The sequence below is a fragment of the Clostridium sp. KNHs214 genome (genome assembly GCF_000744935.1).
Lineage (GTDB): Bacteria > Bacillota > Clostridia > Clostridiales > Clostridiaceae > Haloimpatiens.
Window position 1 is genome coordinate 121,696 of the sequence record NZ_JQMW01000014.1, and the last position, 18,022, is coordinate 139,717.

The 18,022-nt window shown below is 28.5% G+C and carries 5 protein-coding genes and 1 CRISPR repeat array (1 of these 6 cut by a window edge); all 5 genes read right to left on the minus strand.

Going from position 1 to position 18,022, the window contains the following annotated elements:
- A CRISPR array of direct repeats spans positions 1 to 13,101; the repeat unit is 29 nt; unit sequence ATTTACATCTCACATAGTTCCTATAAAAC (it extends 1,803 nt beyond the left edge of the window).
- Positions 13,102 to 13,292: 191 nt separating this feature from the next.
- The 5 genes from cas2 to cas5b are packed head-to-tail and all read right to left on the minus strand — an operon-like array spanning position 13,293 to position 18,012.
- Positions 13,293 to 13,556: a CRISPR-associated endonuclease Cas2 gene (gene cas2, locus CC89_RS18850; RefSeq protein WP_035294897.1), complete on the minus strand. Its 264-nt coding sequence runs from the start codon at positions 13,554 to 13,556 to the stop codon at positions 13,293 to 13,295.
- 1 nt (position 13,557) lies between these two features.
- The gene (gene cas1b, locus CC89_RS18855) at positions 13,558 to 14,538 is read right to left on the minus strand and encodes a type I-B CRISPR-associated endonuclease Cas1b (protein WP_035294899.1); all 981 of its coding nucleotides are present in this window, start codon (positions 14,536 to 14,538) and stop codon (positions 13,558 to 13,560) included.
- A 2-nt stretch (positions 14,539 to 14,540) separates the two neighbouring features.
- Entirely contained in the window at positions 14,541 to 15,056 is a 516-nt protein-coding gene (cas4, locus tag CC89_RS18860; protein WP_035294901.1) for a CRISPR-associated protein Cas4, read from the minus strand.
- A 27-nt stretch (positions 15,057 to 15,083) separates the two neighbouring features.
- Entirely contained in the window at positions 15,084 to 17,312 is a 2,229-nt protein-coding gene (locus CC89_RS18865) for a CRISPR-associated helicase/endonuclease Cas3 (RefSeq protein ID WP_035294903.1), read from the minus strand.
- A 31-nt stretch (positions 17,313 to 17,343) separates the two neighbouring features.
- Positions 17,344 to 18,012 carry a type I-B CRISPR-associated protein Cas5b gene (cas5b, locus tag CC89_RS18870; protein ID WP_035294906.1) on the minus strand — a complete coding sequence of 223 codons (669 nt, stop codon included), beginning with the start codon at positions 18,010 to 18,012 and terminating at the stop codon, positions 17,344 to 17,346.
- Positions 18,013 to 18,022 lie beyond the last annotated feature (10 nt).

An 18,022-nucleotide genomic window follows, 5' to 3' on the forward strand; every position in this document is an offset into this window, starting at 1 on the left:
TTAGTAGTTAATGATCTAGTATTTACATCTCACATAGTTCCTATAAAACTCACAACTACTCTTACTTAATGTTATCGTGTTACTTCCATTTACATCTCACATAGTTCCTATAAAACACCTTTAGCCTCTTTAGATTTAATTTCTTCTGCAGTATTTACATCTCACATAGTTCCTATAAAACAATAGTTCCTCTGTTTTAACTCCTAAAGCACTAGCTACATTTACATCTCACATAGTTCCTATAAAACGTAGAACCAGTAAAGGAAAATAAACCAACTTTAGAAAAATTTACATCTCACATAGTTCCTATAAAACATTGAAGATTCTTTAATAATTATGGATGAAGCTGGAAATTTACATCTCACATAGTTCCTATAAAACGGTTTTGCAGCAGATGGTGTGGTAGGGAAAAACACTATTTACATCTCACATAGTTCCTATAAAACAATTCAAGTATGTATCATTTAAGTTGTTTGACACGCATTTACATCTCACATAGTTCCTATAAAACCCTACAAGGGAAGGAAGAAACTTTAATAATAGAGTGATTTACATCTCACATAGTTCCTATAAAACAAAAAACTGAAATTACACCTCCTGCAGAAGGAGAAACATTTACATCTCACATAGTTCCTATAAAACAAAAATTGCTCGCAACTGGGCTTATGAAAAATTAGTATTTACATCTCACATAGTTCCTATAAAACGCTTAAGATAATATTTGTAAGCTTGCTAGGTGTGTATTTACATCTCACATAGTTCCTATAAAACTACGTACTAAAATGCACAGGTACTTGCTATATAAATATTTACATCTCACATAGTTCCTATAAAACTGAAAAAACACCAAGCTGAATTAAAACTAGCTTCTGAATTTACATCTCACATAGTTCCTATAAAACTATTTAACCATTCCACTTGCGATTCTGTTTTTGAATTTACATCTCACATAGTTCCTATAAAACGGTAAGGGATGATCTTCAACATAAAGTTCTAAAAATTAAATTTACATCTCACATAGTTCCTATAAAACCCTTAGGTAATTTTATAGATTTCCAACCCATTGCAGTATTTACATCTCACATAGTTCCTATAAAACTGATATAACAATTTCATTTCTGGTGGAGCTACACTATTATTTACATCTCACATAGTTCCTATAAAACGGAACTTGATGATTATGATAAACAAGGTAATATAGTATTTACATCTCACATAGTTCCTATAAAACAAAGAAACACTTTGTAAAACACTAGCTATTTCTACATTTACATCTCACATAGTTCCTATAAAACAAATGAATGCAACATTAAATTGATTAAATTTACTAAAATTTACATCTCACATAGTTCCTATAAAACATAGATACCCAGGATGAAATTATCCAGCAAGAGTTAGCATTTACATCTCACATAGTTCCTATAAAACACTATTTCATCTCTTATTCCTACTGTCATTATAAAAATTTACATCTCACATAGTTCCTATAAAACGGGGAAGTACTTAAAAGATGTTAGGAGGGGTAATGAATTTACATCTCACATAGTTCCTATAAAACGATGATGCAACGGAAGTGGTGCCAGTATTTGTTCAATTTACATCTCACATAGTTCCTATAAAACAGATTAAGGTATAATCCAGAGTTCCATGAAAATCAATTTACATCTCACATAGTTCCTATAAAACGAACTAGAATAGTCTATCTCTTATTTAACGCAAATATTTACATCTCACATAGTTCCTATAAAACACATTTCTACTAATAGGAGTTGCAAATTTAATCTGATTTACATCTCACATAGTTCCTATAAAACTAGTTAATTCTACAGTGCTAGAGGCGGACTTTTTATATTTACATCTCACATAGTTCCTATAAAACGCAGGACTTGTGGAAAAGAATTTGTATTGTTAACAGATTTACATCTCACATAGTTCCTATAAAACAAAAGAAAGTTAACCGTTGATATGACATTTTGCAGATTTACATCTCACATAGTTCCTATAAAACACAGATAGAGAGCATTGTTAATGATTAATGATAATAATTTACATCTCACATAGTTCCTATAAAACTATATAATCCATCATTTGCTCACGAGTTATTCCATTATTTACATCTCACATAGTTCCTATAAAACCCGACATCCTACAAGTAAGTATTCTAGTTGATAAGGTATTTACATCTCACATAGTTCCTATAAAACTCTTAATAATCTATCTATTAGGTAAAGAAGTTAAAATTTACATCTCACATAGTTCCTATAAAACTGGATTATTTAATTATTATAAAAAGTTAGGTAAGGATTTACATCTCACATAGTTCCTATAAAACCCATACTACTATAAAAAAGATAGCGATGTTTACCATATTTACATCTCACATAGTTCCTATAAAACATTCCAGAGGAAGAAAAACAAGAAGATATATACGAATTTACATCTCACATAGTTCCTATAAAACGCTAGAATGTGAAACTAAAGATATATTATATCAACATTTACATCTCACATAGTTCCTATAAAACAAAAGAAAGTTAACCGTTGATATGACATTTTGCAGATTTACATCTCACATAGTTCCTATAAAACCTGTAAGCTCTGCATGAGATAATTTTAAATCTAACACAATTTACATCTCACATAGTTCCTATAAAACAGGAATAAGTCTTAACAGTTACTGTAATAGAGAGAAATTTACATCTCACATAGTTCCTATAAAACTATTTTAATGCTACTAAAGCATATCAAAAAGCATAATTTACATCTCACATAGTTCCTATAAAACGATACATCTGATTTCCTTTCTAGTTTAATTAGTCTTATTTACATCTCACATAGTTCCTATAAAACGAAAAAGATTTGCATATAGACGTATCTTTTTTCTGTAATTTACATCTCACATAGTTCCTATAAAACTCAAATACTTCACCTTTTTTATATTCTTTATCATAAATTTACATCTCACATAGTTCCTATAAAACCAGGAGCTGATGGTAGTAGTTCGCCTTATCAAGAATGTATGTTTACATCTCACATAGTTCCTATAAAACGTTCACTAGACTCATTATCTTTTGATCTTTCAAGAAATTTACATCTCACATAGTTCCTATAAAACTTAATTGTATCTTCATAATAATTTTTAAGTAATTTATTTACATCTCACATAGTTCCTATAAAACTTACATCATCTATATAAATATTTTGAAGTTTATTGTTTATTTACATCTCACATAGTTCCTATAAAACATGTTATTAAAATTTAATTAAAATAGCTTGAACGGTATTTACATCTCACATAGTTCCTATAAAACAAAGCCTACTCTAATATTAAAGGCTGATGATTTAATTTACATCTCACATAGTTCCTATAAAACTGATGGAGAGGTTTTCATAAAACAAACTCCAGCTGGATTTACATCTCACATAGTTCCTATAAAACGCTAATGTATTTTCTCTACATTCGATATCAAACTCATTTACATCTCACATAGTTCCTATAAAACGAATTTTGGGAAGCTACACATAGTGAAATATATAAAATGATTTACATCTCACATAGTTCCTATAAAACTAGTTCCTAATTGGAATGGTGGCTGGGGTTGGTACGGATTTACATCTCACATAGTTCCTATAAAACATGTATTACTTCTCCAATGCAAATAAGATTTCCTAAATTTACATCTCACATAGTTCCTATAAAACAGATGATATTGATAGAGCATTTGAAGTTATAGAGAGATATTTACATCTCACATAGTTCCTATAAAACGGCAACTGCCCATTCTCACGTTCATATATGTCTTTAATTTACATCTCACATAGTTCCTATAAAACTAAATCACCGGTACAATGTTTTTTAATATCTCTCTTAATTTACATCTCACATAGTTCCTATAAAACAGAGAACTGCAGTGAATAAAATTTCAGAATTAATAATTTACATCTCACATAGTTCCTATAAAACAAGGGACATTGTTTTCATTAATAACATATTTATTTTCATTTACATCTCACATAGTTCCTATAAAACGGGTTTCAAGTAGTTTCTGTATTCTAGGATTATCCAAATTTACATCTCACATAGTTCCTATAAAACATTGAATTTGTCTGTAATAGTTGTAGACAGTTCAAAATTTACATCTCACATAGTTCCTATAAAACATAGAAACAGTTTGTAGTTCAAAAATTTTAAATTTGAATTTACATCTCACATAGTTCCTATAAAACTGTGTTGCTTGGTATGATTATAGTATACGATTAATGATTTACATCTCACATAGTTCCTATAAAACGGTTATAGGTTATTAGAGTTTATTAATTATTGTTTTGAATTTACATCTCACATAGTTCCTATAAAACTGGATGCGTGGAAATGGATTGTAGAGAGTTTCTGGATTTACATCTCACATAGTTCCTATAAAACATTAGATTTACTTTTAAGTCGTGCGACTTTCTTTAGTTATTTACATCTCACATAGTTCCTATAAAACGATTTTTAGGGTTGCACATTTCTATGGAAAGATATCTAATTTACATCTCACATAGTTCCTATAAAACACTTTCTTTATATTTCTCTATAGATTCTATTGCTCATTTACATCTCACATAGTTCCTATAAAACGGTTATCCTTTATCTCGTTTATATCCTTTTCTCCTATTTACATCTCACATAGTTCCTATAAAACATAGTAAATAGTTGATAATATTATTTATTTAATAATATGATTTACATCTCACATAGTTCCTATAAAACAATACTACTATTTTTATTTTTAGCATTATTAATCATATTTACATCTCACATAGTTCCTATAAAACGGATTGGATGCGTGGAAATGGATTGTAGAGAGTTTCTGGATTTACATCTCACATAGTTCCTATAAAACAGCACTAGCTTGAAAAGTTTAGAAATGCAAACTTTCCAAATTTACATCTCACATAGTTCCTATAAAACAAAGGAATTGTACGATTGCATAAATGTAAATGACTCAAATTTACATCTCACATAGTTCCTATAAAACTAAAACAACATTTAACATTATCGTCTGAATATACTGATTTACATCTCACATAGTTCCTATAAAACAAAATAATATTGGACGAGGTGGCATTCAGAGAAAATAATTTACATCTCACATAGTTCCTATAAAACTGGAGTGGAATTACCCACTCCATCTGATTATATTGCATTTACATCTCACATAGTTCCTATAAAACTTTGGTTCTGCGGTTGCTTGCATTGCAGATATAGCAAAATTTACATCTCACATAGTTCCTATAAAACAGACAAATTCAATCCTTCATTATCAGATAATTCTCTATTTACATCTCACATAGTTCCTATAAAACTGAGATTAAAGAAATGAAAGACTTTGATAAGAAATAATTTACATCTCACATAGTTCCTATAAAACAAGAATAAAACAGGGTTATGAAGAAAAGATTAAACAATTTACATCTCACATAGTTCCTATAAAACGACTTAAGGAAATTTAAGAATGTTAAGCAGTGCAGATTTACATCTCACATAGTTCCTATAAAACTGTATAGCATTATAAGAGTTATTTAATACTTGTTATAATTTACATCTCACATAGTTCCTATAAAACAAAAATGAAACTACTACATTAAGTAATCCTTCAAGTATTTACATCTCACATAGTTCCTATAAAACGTAATAAATTTTGGAATTTTGATTATTATCGGAAATTATTTACATCTCACATAGTTCCTATAAAACGGGTTAAACAATGTTAAAATTAAAAAATACTTATTTATTTACATCTCACATAGTTCCTATAAAACATACTGACGAAATTATAAAATTAATGACACCACGTAGATTTACATCTCACATAGTTCCTATAAAACATTCATTGGAAGCTAAAGATATAATGTTTAAATTCAATTTACATCTCACATAGTTCCTATAAAACAAAGGAATTGTACGATTGCATAAATGTAAATGACTCAAATTTACATCTCACATAGTTCCTATAAAACTAAAACAACATTTAACATTATCGTCTGAATATACTGATTTACATCTCACATAGTTCCTATAAAACAAAATAATATTGGACGAGGTGGCATTCAGAGAAAATAATTTACATCTCACATAGTTCCTATAAAACTGGAGTGGAATTACCCACTCCATCTGATTATATTGCATTTACATCTCACATAGTTCCTATAAAACTTTGGTTCTGCGGTTGCTTGCATTGCAGATATAGCAAAATTTACATCTCACATAGTTCCTATAAAACAGACAAATTCAATCCTTCATTATCAGATAATTCTCTATTTACATCTCACATAGTTCCTATAAAACTGAGATTAAAGAAATGAAAGACTTTGATAAGAAATAATTTACATCTCACATAGTTCCTATAAAACAAGAATAAAACAGGGTTATGAAGAAAAGATTAAACAATTTACATCTCACATAGTTCCTATAAAACGACTTAAGGAAATTTAAGAATGTTAAGCAGTGCAGATTTACATCTCACATAGTTCCTATAAAACTGTATAGCATTATAAGAGTTATTTAATACTTGTTATAATTTACATCTCACATAGTTCCTATAAAACAAAAATGAAACTACTACATTAAGTAATCCTTCAAGTATTTACATCTCACATAGTTCCTATAAAACGTAATAAATTTTGGAATTTTGATTATTATCGGAAATTATTTACATCTCACATAGTTCCTATAAAACATACCCATGTTTTTGTGCGTTAAGGGGGTGAAAAAAATTTACATCTCACATAGTTCCTATAAAACGGGTTAAACAATGTTAAAATTAAAAAATACTTATTTATTTACATCTCACATAGTTCCTATAAAACATACTGACGAAATTATAAAATTAATGACACCACGTAGATTTACATCTCACATAGTTCCTATAAAACATTCATTGGAAGCTAAAGATATAATGTTTAAATTCAATTTACATCTCACATAGTTCCTATAAAACTTACAATTAGTTCATCCGGATATTGTTCAAATGTAACATTTACATCTCACATAGTTCCTATAAAACTTTCTTTTTCCTCTTCCAAGTGTTTTTCCCAACATTCATTTACATCTCACATAGTTCCTATAAAACCAAAATAAAGCTGATGCGCTTAAATTACTTCGAAGCAAATTTACATCTCACATAGTTCCTATAAAACAATGGGTTAGACGGTCCACAAGTTTGTTTATAAGGGATGATTTACATCTCACATAGTTCCTATAAAACTTACTTCCGTACTTGTCAAATAAATTTTATCGTAATTGATTTACATCTTACATAGTTCCTATAAAACGAATCCGAAATTGATTAAAAACTACAATTAAATTTAATTTACATCTCACATAGTTCCTATAAAACGTGGCGCCTATACTTGTGGCGAAGGAGGGATATAAATTTACATCTCACATAGTTCCTATAAAACTTTGGTGCATGGTACCGTAGATAATTTCTATTATTGATTTACATCTCACATAGTTCCTATAAAACTAAAGATATGAAGTGATAAACTTTTGTTGTTCACGCACATTTACATCTCACATAGTTCCTATAAAACGGCTTACTTGTACTGTTCTTTCGTCTAGGTTTCCATACTATTTACATCTCACATAGTTCCTATAAAACGGTTAAACGATAAAACAAAAGAAATGAGGTGAAGTTTATTTACATCTCACATAGTTCCTATAAAACGATAATAATAGTTTTAAGTCTGCACTAGGAATTAAAAATTTACATCTCACATAGTTCCTATAAAACCATTTCCGCCCGTATTAACACTAAATATCTCCCTATACTTATTTACATCTCACATAGTTCCTATAAAACCCATCTATATCCTTAGTTCCACCTTGTAATATACCGTAATTTACATCTCACATAGTTCCTATAAAACTATCAACTTTCCCAGTTACAATTAACTTTTTATTAAAATTTACATCTCACATAGTTCCTATAAAACGTAATATATAAGCTTTAGAGAGCGTATAAGTGTGTTTATTTACATCTCACATAGTTCCTATAAAACGGTAAAATTAAAAAAGTTAATCATGATTTTTATGAATAATTTACATCTCACATAGTTCCTATAAAACTTGACACCATGATGATAGTATGGTATCTTAATTATATTTACATCTCACATAGTTCCTATAAAACACAGTACGAGGATGATAAGCTTGTAAGTATTAATCTCTATTTACATCTCACATAGTTCCTATAAAACAAAATGCTACACAGTTAGAAACTTTAAAGAAATCCACATTTACATCTCACATAGTTCCTATAAAACTTGAGTATAGGTAGAGCAGTTGTAGGTGGAGCATTGGCATTTACATCTCACATAGTTCCTATAAAACTAGAAAATTTAAGCAAACCAACTGGAAATAAAGCTAATTTACATCTCACATAGTTCCTATAAAACTTCTAATAAAGCTAAAACACTAAAAGATATACAAAATAAATTTACATCTCACATAGTTCCTATAAAACTTTTTTGCATAATAAAAAGAACGTTGACGATAACAATTTACATCTCACATAGTTCCTATAAAACCAGCAGTGCCACAATAAAGAACACAATAGATTTCAATTTACATCTCACATAGTTCCTATAAAACAATCAATAAAACAAAAGTATAATGATAATTTAGAATATTTACATCTCACATAGTTCCTATAAAACAAAAAGGTTCATAATTATGACTCAGATGAATGTTGATTTACATCTCACATAGTTCCTATAAAACTGCAGCTTCTGTTCTTTTTTGCAGTCCAGGATTAGTATTTACATCTCACATAGTTCCTATAAAACTTAGCTAAGGCTGGATACGCTGAAGCTGGACAATCTTATTTACATCTCACATAGTTCCTATAAAACTTTGAAAGGGGGTGAAATTTATGAATTCTTTCAAATGTCATTTACATCTCACATAGTTCCTATAAAACAATACATCGCCAACACTTTTCCCGCTCTTAATTAATTCTATTTACATCTCACATAGTTCCTATAAAACCAAGTATCAGCTTCAGGAATGCAAATAAGATATATATTTACATCTCACATAGTTCCTATAAAACTAAAGATAAGTTTTGTGCTAATTGTAAGAAAGTTTTGCATTTACATCTCACATAGTTCCTATAAAACGTATTTATTTTTATAACTTTATTATCTTTAAAAACATAATTTACATCTCACATAGTTCCTATAAAACTTTTCCCTTATTAGCTTTAAAAAGTATTGCAACTTCATTTACATCTCACATAGTTCCTATAAAACCAAATGTTTTAATTCTTTTATAGTCATATTAGTATATTTACATCTCACATAGTTCCTATAAAACGCATAGTATTATAAGAGTTATTTAATACTTAATATATAATTTACATCTCACATAGTTCCTATAAAACTTCCGCCTGTTATATCCGTTTCATTCTGCCCAATTTTATTTACATCTCACATAGTTCCTATAAAACTCGCTTGACATTTCTTTGAAAAGTTCTTCATTTCCTGTATTTACATCTCACATAGTTCCTATAAAACAAAAAAACCAAACATGGAATATGCGAATTAAAAACAGATTTACATCTCACATAGTTCCTATAAAACTACAAAAACTGTAGTAGCTGAATATGTAGAAAATAAATTTACATCTCACATAGTTCCTATAAAACATAATGTGAATTGATTTGAGTTATAATATACGGTATATATTTACATCTCACATAGTTCCTATAAAACGGAGCTTATGAAAGTAATGATTATGAAATGTTCAAGGAATTTACATCTCACATAGTTCCTATAAAACAGCCTATAACCATAACATTAAATTTGATTTAGTGGTATTTACATCTCACATAGTTCCTATAAAACTAGTAAATGAAGACAATTTTGCTACTGTATATTCAAAAGAATTTACATCTCACATAGTTCCTATAAAACATAAAGAATCCCGACGCTGGATATGTCGGTGATAATTTATTTACATCTCACATAGTTCCTATAAAACGTTTTTTTTGTGCGTTTACAATGTTCTTAGCATTTGCATTTACATCTCACATAGTTCCTATAAAACGTTTTAGAAGTAAATGAAGTTATAGGGCTTAATGCATTTACATCTCACATAGTTCCTATAAAACGATATAGAGATAAATAATTAAATTGATGGATGTAATTTACATCTCACATAGTTCCTATAAAACCATTAGAGAAATGTTTATATATGTTAGATTTACAAATTTACATCTCACATAGTTCCTATAAAACGTGGTAGGATTATATTCTTTTAGACTTTATTCCAAAATTTACATCTCACATAGTTCCTATAAAACGTTAATACAGTATTAAATAAACCATTAGTTCCAGTATATTTACATCTCACATAGTTCCTATAAAACTTTTATATAATCCATATAATATTTTACTTTTAGCACAATTTACATCTCACATAGTTCCTATAAAACATTCCTCATTCTCAACATTACTACTATTCTTTGTAAGTATTTACATCTCACATAGTTCCTATAAAACTTTTATACGATGATGGGGAAATATTATAGTAGCACATTTACATCTCACATAGTTCCTATAAAACCTAGAATCTAGTTTAATTGTTTCTGGTGACATATTGAATATTTACATCTCACATAGTTCCTATAAAACTTGAAGAACTAAATCGGGTTAGGCAAATAGAAACTTAATTTACATCTCACATAGTTCCTATAAAACCTTGGACAGTACACGCCCAATGAATTCGGTATAGATGCATTTACATCTCACATAGTTCCTATAAAACTCCAATTAGTAGAAATGAAAAAGATTTATTTTCACAAATTTACATCTCACATAGTTCCTATAAAACTGTCCAAGGGTTATGAATCATCATCATTGTATTTTTATTTACATCTCACATAGTTCCTATAAAACTCTATAGTTGCAGGCTCATATTTTTCTTTTGTAGCTATTTACATCTCACATAGTTCCTATAAAACACTGTACTAGGTGGTATAGGTGTTGGAGATGCTAATCGATTTACATCTCACATAGTTCCTATAAAACACTGTATCACCACTAGCAATATCTCTAACACCATTATTTACATCTCACATAGTTCCTATAAAACTTTATTATTATCGTGATAAAATACTTCCTATTATTGATTTACATCTCACATAGTTCCTATAAAACATTATCTTCTTGTAATCTCTTGTTGAAGTCTGCACGTATATTTACATCTCACATAGTTCCTATAAAACAATAAAAGATAGAAAGGAAAATAAAATAAAGTTAAAATTTACATCTCACATAGTTCCTATAAAACTACCAACAACATGAAGACAATACAATTAGCAAAAAGATTTACATCTCACATAGTTCCTATAAAACGTAAAGCAAAGTTATTAAAAGAGATGATAATAAAATTTACATCTCACATAGTTCCTATAAAACTTATTATTTATAACATATGTTGTCTTGCCTGCTCCATTTACATCTCACATAGTTCCTATAAAACAGTTTACGCTTTTAGGTTCAAACTCTAGTATGACTTATTTACATCTCACATAGTTCCTATAAAACGATTGAGGATCTATATAAGTTACTGTAAAAAATACTATTTACATCTCACATAGTTCCTATAAAACGAATTTAGTTTTATAGCCTAGAGAATTTAAATAATATTTACATCTCACATAGTTCCTATAAAACTTACTGCCACAAAAGTCACAAACATCAACTATTTTTGCATTTACATCTCACATAGTTCCTATAAAACCCTTTCATATTTGCCACGATTAGTTTATCCAACTCCATTTACATCTCACATAGTTCCTATAAAACTAGCGGTGAGATTAATAATCAAAGGTTCTGTAAGTTGATTTACATCTCACATAGTTCCTATAAAACTCAAGGCATAGGAATTGTAGCACAACAACAAAATACATTTACATCTCACATAGTTCCTATAAAACGACAAGCTAAATTATATTACAATGATGTTTATATTATTTACATCTCACATAGTTCCTATAAAACTTCTAAAGTATATAACATTGTAGCGGAAGAGGAATTATTTACATCTCACATAGTTCCTATAAAACAAAGTTACTAGGAAAAATCTTAAAGGAATATTCTTATTTACATCTCACATAGTTCCTATAAAACGAACCTTCCCATCCTTCAGGCACAATTTCAAATTCATTTACATCTCACATAGTTCCTATAAAACTGGAGACATGAAAGAGATAATAGAATTAAAATATTTTCGATTTACATCTCACATAGTTCCTATAAAACATAAGGCTCTGTGATGCAACACAGAGCCTTAAAAAAACATTTACATCTCACATAGTTCCTATAAAACTCACCACTAACGCTGAAATGCGGTAATTTTATATGATTTACATCTCACATAGTTCCTATAAAACTTAACTTAGTAAGTTTCTTATCATTTGCAACCTTGTGATTTACATCTCACATAGTTCCTATAAAACTAGTTAAGAGATTTATTTCTAACATTTCCACCTTCAAAATTTACATCTCACATAGTTCCTATAAAACGAAAAGGTATTTTCTTTTAGAAGTAATTTTATATTATTTACATCTCACATAGTTCCTATAAAACGACTTGGTAATAACGTAATACTTAAGACAACATAGAAATTTACATCTCACATAGTTCCTATAAAACTAGGTAGAAAACTGCCACTATTTAGTCCTCTACCTAATTTACATCTCACATAGTTCCTATAAAACATTTTTCTTCTCCTTCCTCATACTTCTCTCCACAATAATTTACATCTCACATAGTTCCTATAAAACCGTTATCTCTCTGTCTTTCCATTCCTCATTTTTGAATTTACATCTCACATAGTTCCTATAAAACTTGAAACGGTTAGAAAAAATTATTCTAAAGTTCCAAAATTTACATCTCACATAGTTCCTATAAAACCATTTTGCGGTTACATTTTCTAGACAATATTTATCCATATTTACATCTCACATAGTTCCTATAAAACAAGAGTAGACTATAAATCTACTCTTAACCTTGTGTTGTATTTACATCTCACATAGTTCCTATAAAACCCATTTTTTTAAAACACCTCAATCCATTGATACATCTAGGTTTTAGCAATTACTGTTTGCCCTTAAAATGTATCAAATTGCAGTATACCTTCAATAGTGTATTTCCTTATTCTTGAATAACATCATCAACACTAGTTGTATCAAGGGCTTAGCAACTCTCCCTTTAGAATTAGGTTTACTGCAAAGTTTATTTATAAAAACATTTCATCAAAACTTTTTTCTTGTCCTATTACATTCTTCGTAATATTTTTATCAACATTTACCTTGTATACATAAATAGAATCAGAATTTTTATTTACAAACCTACTAATTTCACTTAAACATTTATGAAGTTTCCCTTCAGTAATTTTTCCTTCAAAAACAGAGTTTTGTGTCCAAATTAAATACTTCTTTAAAATTTTTCTAACTCTATTTATTCTTTTCTCCTCTATATCATAAGTAATTATGACGAACATACTACCACCACGCCTTCAAAGGTTTATATACTTCATCCTCTAAAAAATACTTTATTAATTTATAACACTCCAGCCTTATGAAAGTCCTATATGATACCTTTCGCTTTAATTGTCTATGTTTTATGGTTGTACTTAATTTCTTCTCGTATTCTGATATAAACTTTTTCTTTCCACTTTCATTTAAAAAACAAATTCCCTCTTCTATATCAAAATCCTTTTTAGCAATAATTCTATTATTAATAATGCTAAATATAATTGGGTCTACTATTAGCGGCTTAAATATTTCTGCCAAATCCAAACTTAAAGAAAATCTTTTAGTAGAAGGCTCATGCAAATAGCTTATAGTAGGATCTAACTGTGTTTTGTATATTTCCCCTAGTACCGTAGTATACATCATACTATTTCCAAAAGACATCAATGCATTCACTGGATCTGTTGGCGGTCTTTTCTCCCTTTTTCCCATTTCAAATCCATTCTTTAAAATAGTATTAAAAGATTCATAATATGCAGCACGCATTCTTCCCTCCGCTCCCATTAATTCATCGATTCTTTGTGATTTTATAACATTTTCTCTTTCCTTTTCTATTTTATTTATAATTTCTTCATCTACTTCGTATCTCCTTATATTCCTTAATATATGATGTGCCGCACTATCTATAAAACTTTGTGCTAAAAACATTCTTCTCATATAATCAGAATAATGTTTTGCCTGTTTAACTAACAAGAATCCTGAAACATTTTTCTTTCTAGGATAATAGGTGCCACAATAATATCCATAATAATTATAAAAGTTAAGCATTAATCCGTACTGAGCTAAATAATTTAAAAACTTACTATTTAGATCCACCTCACCAAAAAAATGCAATTTATCTATTTGTTCTATAGGTAACGGTCTTTTCTTTTCTTCACTGTTTATAAAATATACAGTATTATCCTTTCTCTTTATTCTTCCATTGCTGAATATATAATAATCTTTTCCCATCTTTATTCCTCCCTTGCAAAACAAAATTCATAATATGCACATTTGGTACAATAAGGTAACCTTTTTAACTTAGGAGGCACTTCAGATTGAACTATATTTTTTATGTCTATTAAAACTTCCTTTATTTTTTCTTCCATTTCCTCAGTTAGTTCAATTTCTTCCTGTTTCTTTTCTTTTACATAATTTAATAAACCTTTTTTATTTATTCCTAACTGTTTAAGATAAAATAAATAATATATCAATTGCATCTTATCAGATAGAGGCATTTTACTACTTATCTTAATTTCTCTTACATATTCTCCGTCCAATATATCAACTCTTAGTAAATCATCTATAAGTCTTTCTCTTTTTTTCATTCTTGGATAAGCATCTTCATGTATTAACTTTCCACTAAGAACTCTATCACTATTATCCTCCATAGATATCCCTTTAGAAAATAACCAAAGTTTTCTTTTGCATATAAAGTAATAGTTAACTTTAGTTCCTTGAGTTTTAAATTTATCTAGTTGGAATTCCATGATATCACCCTATTCATTTTTTAATATTTATATAAAACTAGCTAATCGTTCATCTATTAAAACACCCTTGCCATTTAAAGTTTCTTCATCAAACTCATACTGGCATTCTAATACAAATATATTTTCTAACCCACGTATACAACTATTACTTAATACATCCTTTTTAATTACCTTGTAAATAGGTATACTTACTGTATACTTATTTATTTCTCTCATTTTCTCTCTCTTTATGTTGCCGTTTTCTGTATTTTGAAAATCATTAATTAAATTTTGCATTTCATTACTATCAAAAATTTCCCTTGGTATCGCCAAAACATTTTTTATATCCCTTAAAAGTTTTTGTGCCTCTTTAGATGTCATATCCATGTCCTTTACAGTTTCTAAATATTTAAGGGCAAATTTAAAGTCATTTAAAAATTGAGTTCCTTGTAAATTTTCTTTTGAATATAGTACATCTACCATCTTAACCTTTTGCCCTTCCTCCAATTCTTTCATATCATATCCTATAATCATTTTTTTGCTTCTTTCCCATACATCTTTATCATATATAGTTCCAACACCAGTAATATCTTCTGTGTAAACATATATATTAGGTTCTTTTAAATCAAATATTCTCTTTCTATAACATCTTCCCAGTCTCTGAAAGAAACTATCCAAAGTAGATAACTCTGTAAATAAATAATCAAAATCAACATCTAAAGATGCCTCTACAATTTGAGTAGTCACCCATATACCATTTCTATTTTTAATCTTTTCACTATCTTTTGTAAAATTCGTGATTTTACGTTCTAAAATACTTCTATGCTTTTGAATAAACATAGAATGTAATAAAAATGTATCTTTGCCCCCATTTTTTTCATTAATTTCATTAAATACTTTTACAGCTTTATCTACTGTATTTACAATAACTAAAACCTTATTTTTCCTGCCTCGTTTAACTATTTCATCAATATCACTAATTATTGATTGTTCTTTAACATTTATTTTATGTCTAATCGTTTTACTTAAAAACTCCCCTTTAACTACATCTGATTTATTAATTATACCTTTTTTTTCTAAGTATTCAGTATATATCCTAGGCAAAGTAGCTGTCATAATCATAAATTTTCCACCAATGTTATAAATCATCTCTATAGCCTTAAGTATGACTGCTGCAATTTCTGGAGTATATGCTTGAATCTCATCAATTACAAGCTTTGAATATGCCATAGTAGCATACATTTTTTCATAACCTCTATACTTAAATGGGAATTTTAAAATTTGATCAATTGTACTAAATGTAAGTTTACTAGATAATATATTTGATTTGTCATATATTTTTTGTGAATTTTCATAACCCTCTTCCTCTAAATAATCCATGCTACTTGAATGAAGTAATCCTGCGTATTTAAATCCAATACCGTCCTCTTCTTTATTATTATCTTTTGTATTAATATCTTTTGTAACCCTATCAAATAAGGCATTTATACTAACTCTTAAAGGTAAAGTAAAGAACGATTTGTCATTATCTATCCATAAAAGTGCTGATTCTGTTTTCCCCATACCAGTTGAAGCAATTACTATTAAATTTTTATCTTTATTATCCTCAGCAAATTCTTGAACCTCTCTTAACTTATTTCCTTGTCTTTTAAAAAATTCTTTTGTGTATTGAGCCACATTTTCTCCCACGTCTTCCTCTACATCTTTATGTGCTGATGCAGAATGATCTAATCTATGAAGTAATCCCTTAACCATAACGTATAATTTATAATTCCTATCTTTATGGGTAATCCTATTTTTTAACAAACCCAAATATAAATTGTTTATTTCATTTGGAATATAAACCTTAAGCTCTTTTCTTAATTCTTCAATTTTAAATTTTAAATCTAAATTTAAAGCTTTCTCTATGTGTTTAAAATCTATTTCACTATCTCTTTCATGATGATATCCTACAGCTTGGACAAGTACCTTCTTCTGTTCCTTATTTATATCTAATTTATTATAAGGTATAAATGCAGGTGAAAGATAATTATGAGGTATGTAATAACTGATAGGCTCTTTTATCTTTTCTTTGCCGATTTTACTTCTTATAATGTTTTGGAAATTACTATATGCTTTACCTGCATCATGATATTTAACAGCTACATCTAATAGTCTCCAAATCTCCTCATTATTAATTTTGTTACCATAGGATCTTTTCAATAAATCATAATTCTCTACAAGCTTATCTGTATGATCAGCTAATGTTTCCTCCTTTTCAGATTTTGCATATAACACTCTATATTACCTCCTTAAAAAATACCACACGTTAGGAAATAAGTGTGGTGTTAAAATAAACAATATCTCCTTCTTCATCTTCTAAATAATTGTCATTATATATCATTTCGCCTTCTTCAACATATTTAACATCGATTTTCTCCCACTGTCTTAAATCATTAACTATATTGTATTTCCAATTTAATCTGTAATTAATTCCGTTTACTTCCTCAGGTAATTGATTAATAGGGATATATATAGGTTTTTCTATTCCTTTAATTTTACCTAATTTATTTATATCTATTTCATTAACATTTATAAACTTAACCCCATCTATTCTTACAATATCTTCTCTTCTCCCTAAACTTAAGTACTCATCAGAGTTTTTTAAACCTTTTACTATATTATTTAATACCTCCTCTTCTGCATCCACATGTATTATAAGGCTTACATTATATAGAAGATGAATATTCAATGGCATTTTAGTATTTTCTTTACCTTTAAAAAAATACATGCTTTGATAGTTAACAAATTTATTTTCATAATCTCCTTGAATAGAAATCCTCATAGGTATGAATTCTTTCTCTTCCTTTAGTATCTTATGAAACATACCTTTTACTGTAGAATACGGTGGTAGCGGATATGTCTCCCAAGCCTTAAATGCAAACGGTTTCTTGTAGCATGCTGTTTCTTGAAAAATATTTAACTTTAAAACCTTCATAGTTTCCTCC

Bases quoted from the DNA above. Each gene is read 5' to 3' on its own strand.
- cas4 (WP_035294901.1), bottom strand. From the start codon at position 15,056: ATGGAATTCCAACTAGATAAATTTAAAACTCAAGGAACTAAAGTTAAC.
- cas1b (WP_035294899.1), bottom strand. From the start codon at position 14,538: ATGGGAAAAGATTATTATATATTCAGCAATGGAAGAATAAAGAGAAAG.
- cas5b (WP_035294906.1), bottom strand. From the start codon at position 18,012: ATGAAGGTTTTAAAGTTAAATATTTTTCAAGAAACAGCATGCTACAAG.
- cas2 (WP_035294897.1), bottom strand. From the start codon at position 13,556: ATGTTCGTCATAATTACTTATGATATAGAGGAGAAAAGAATAAATAGA.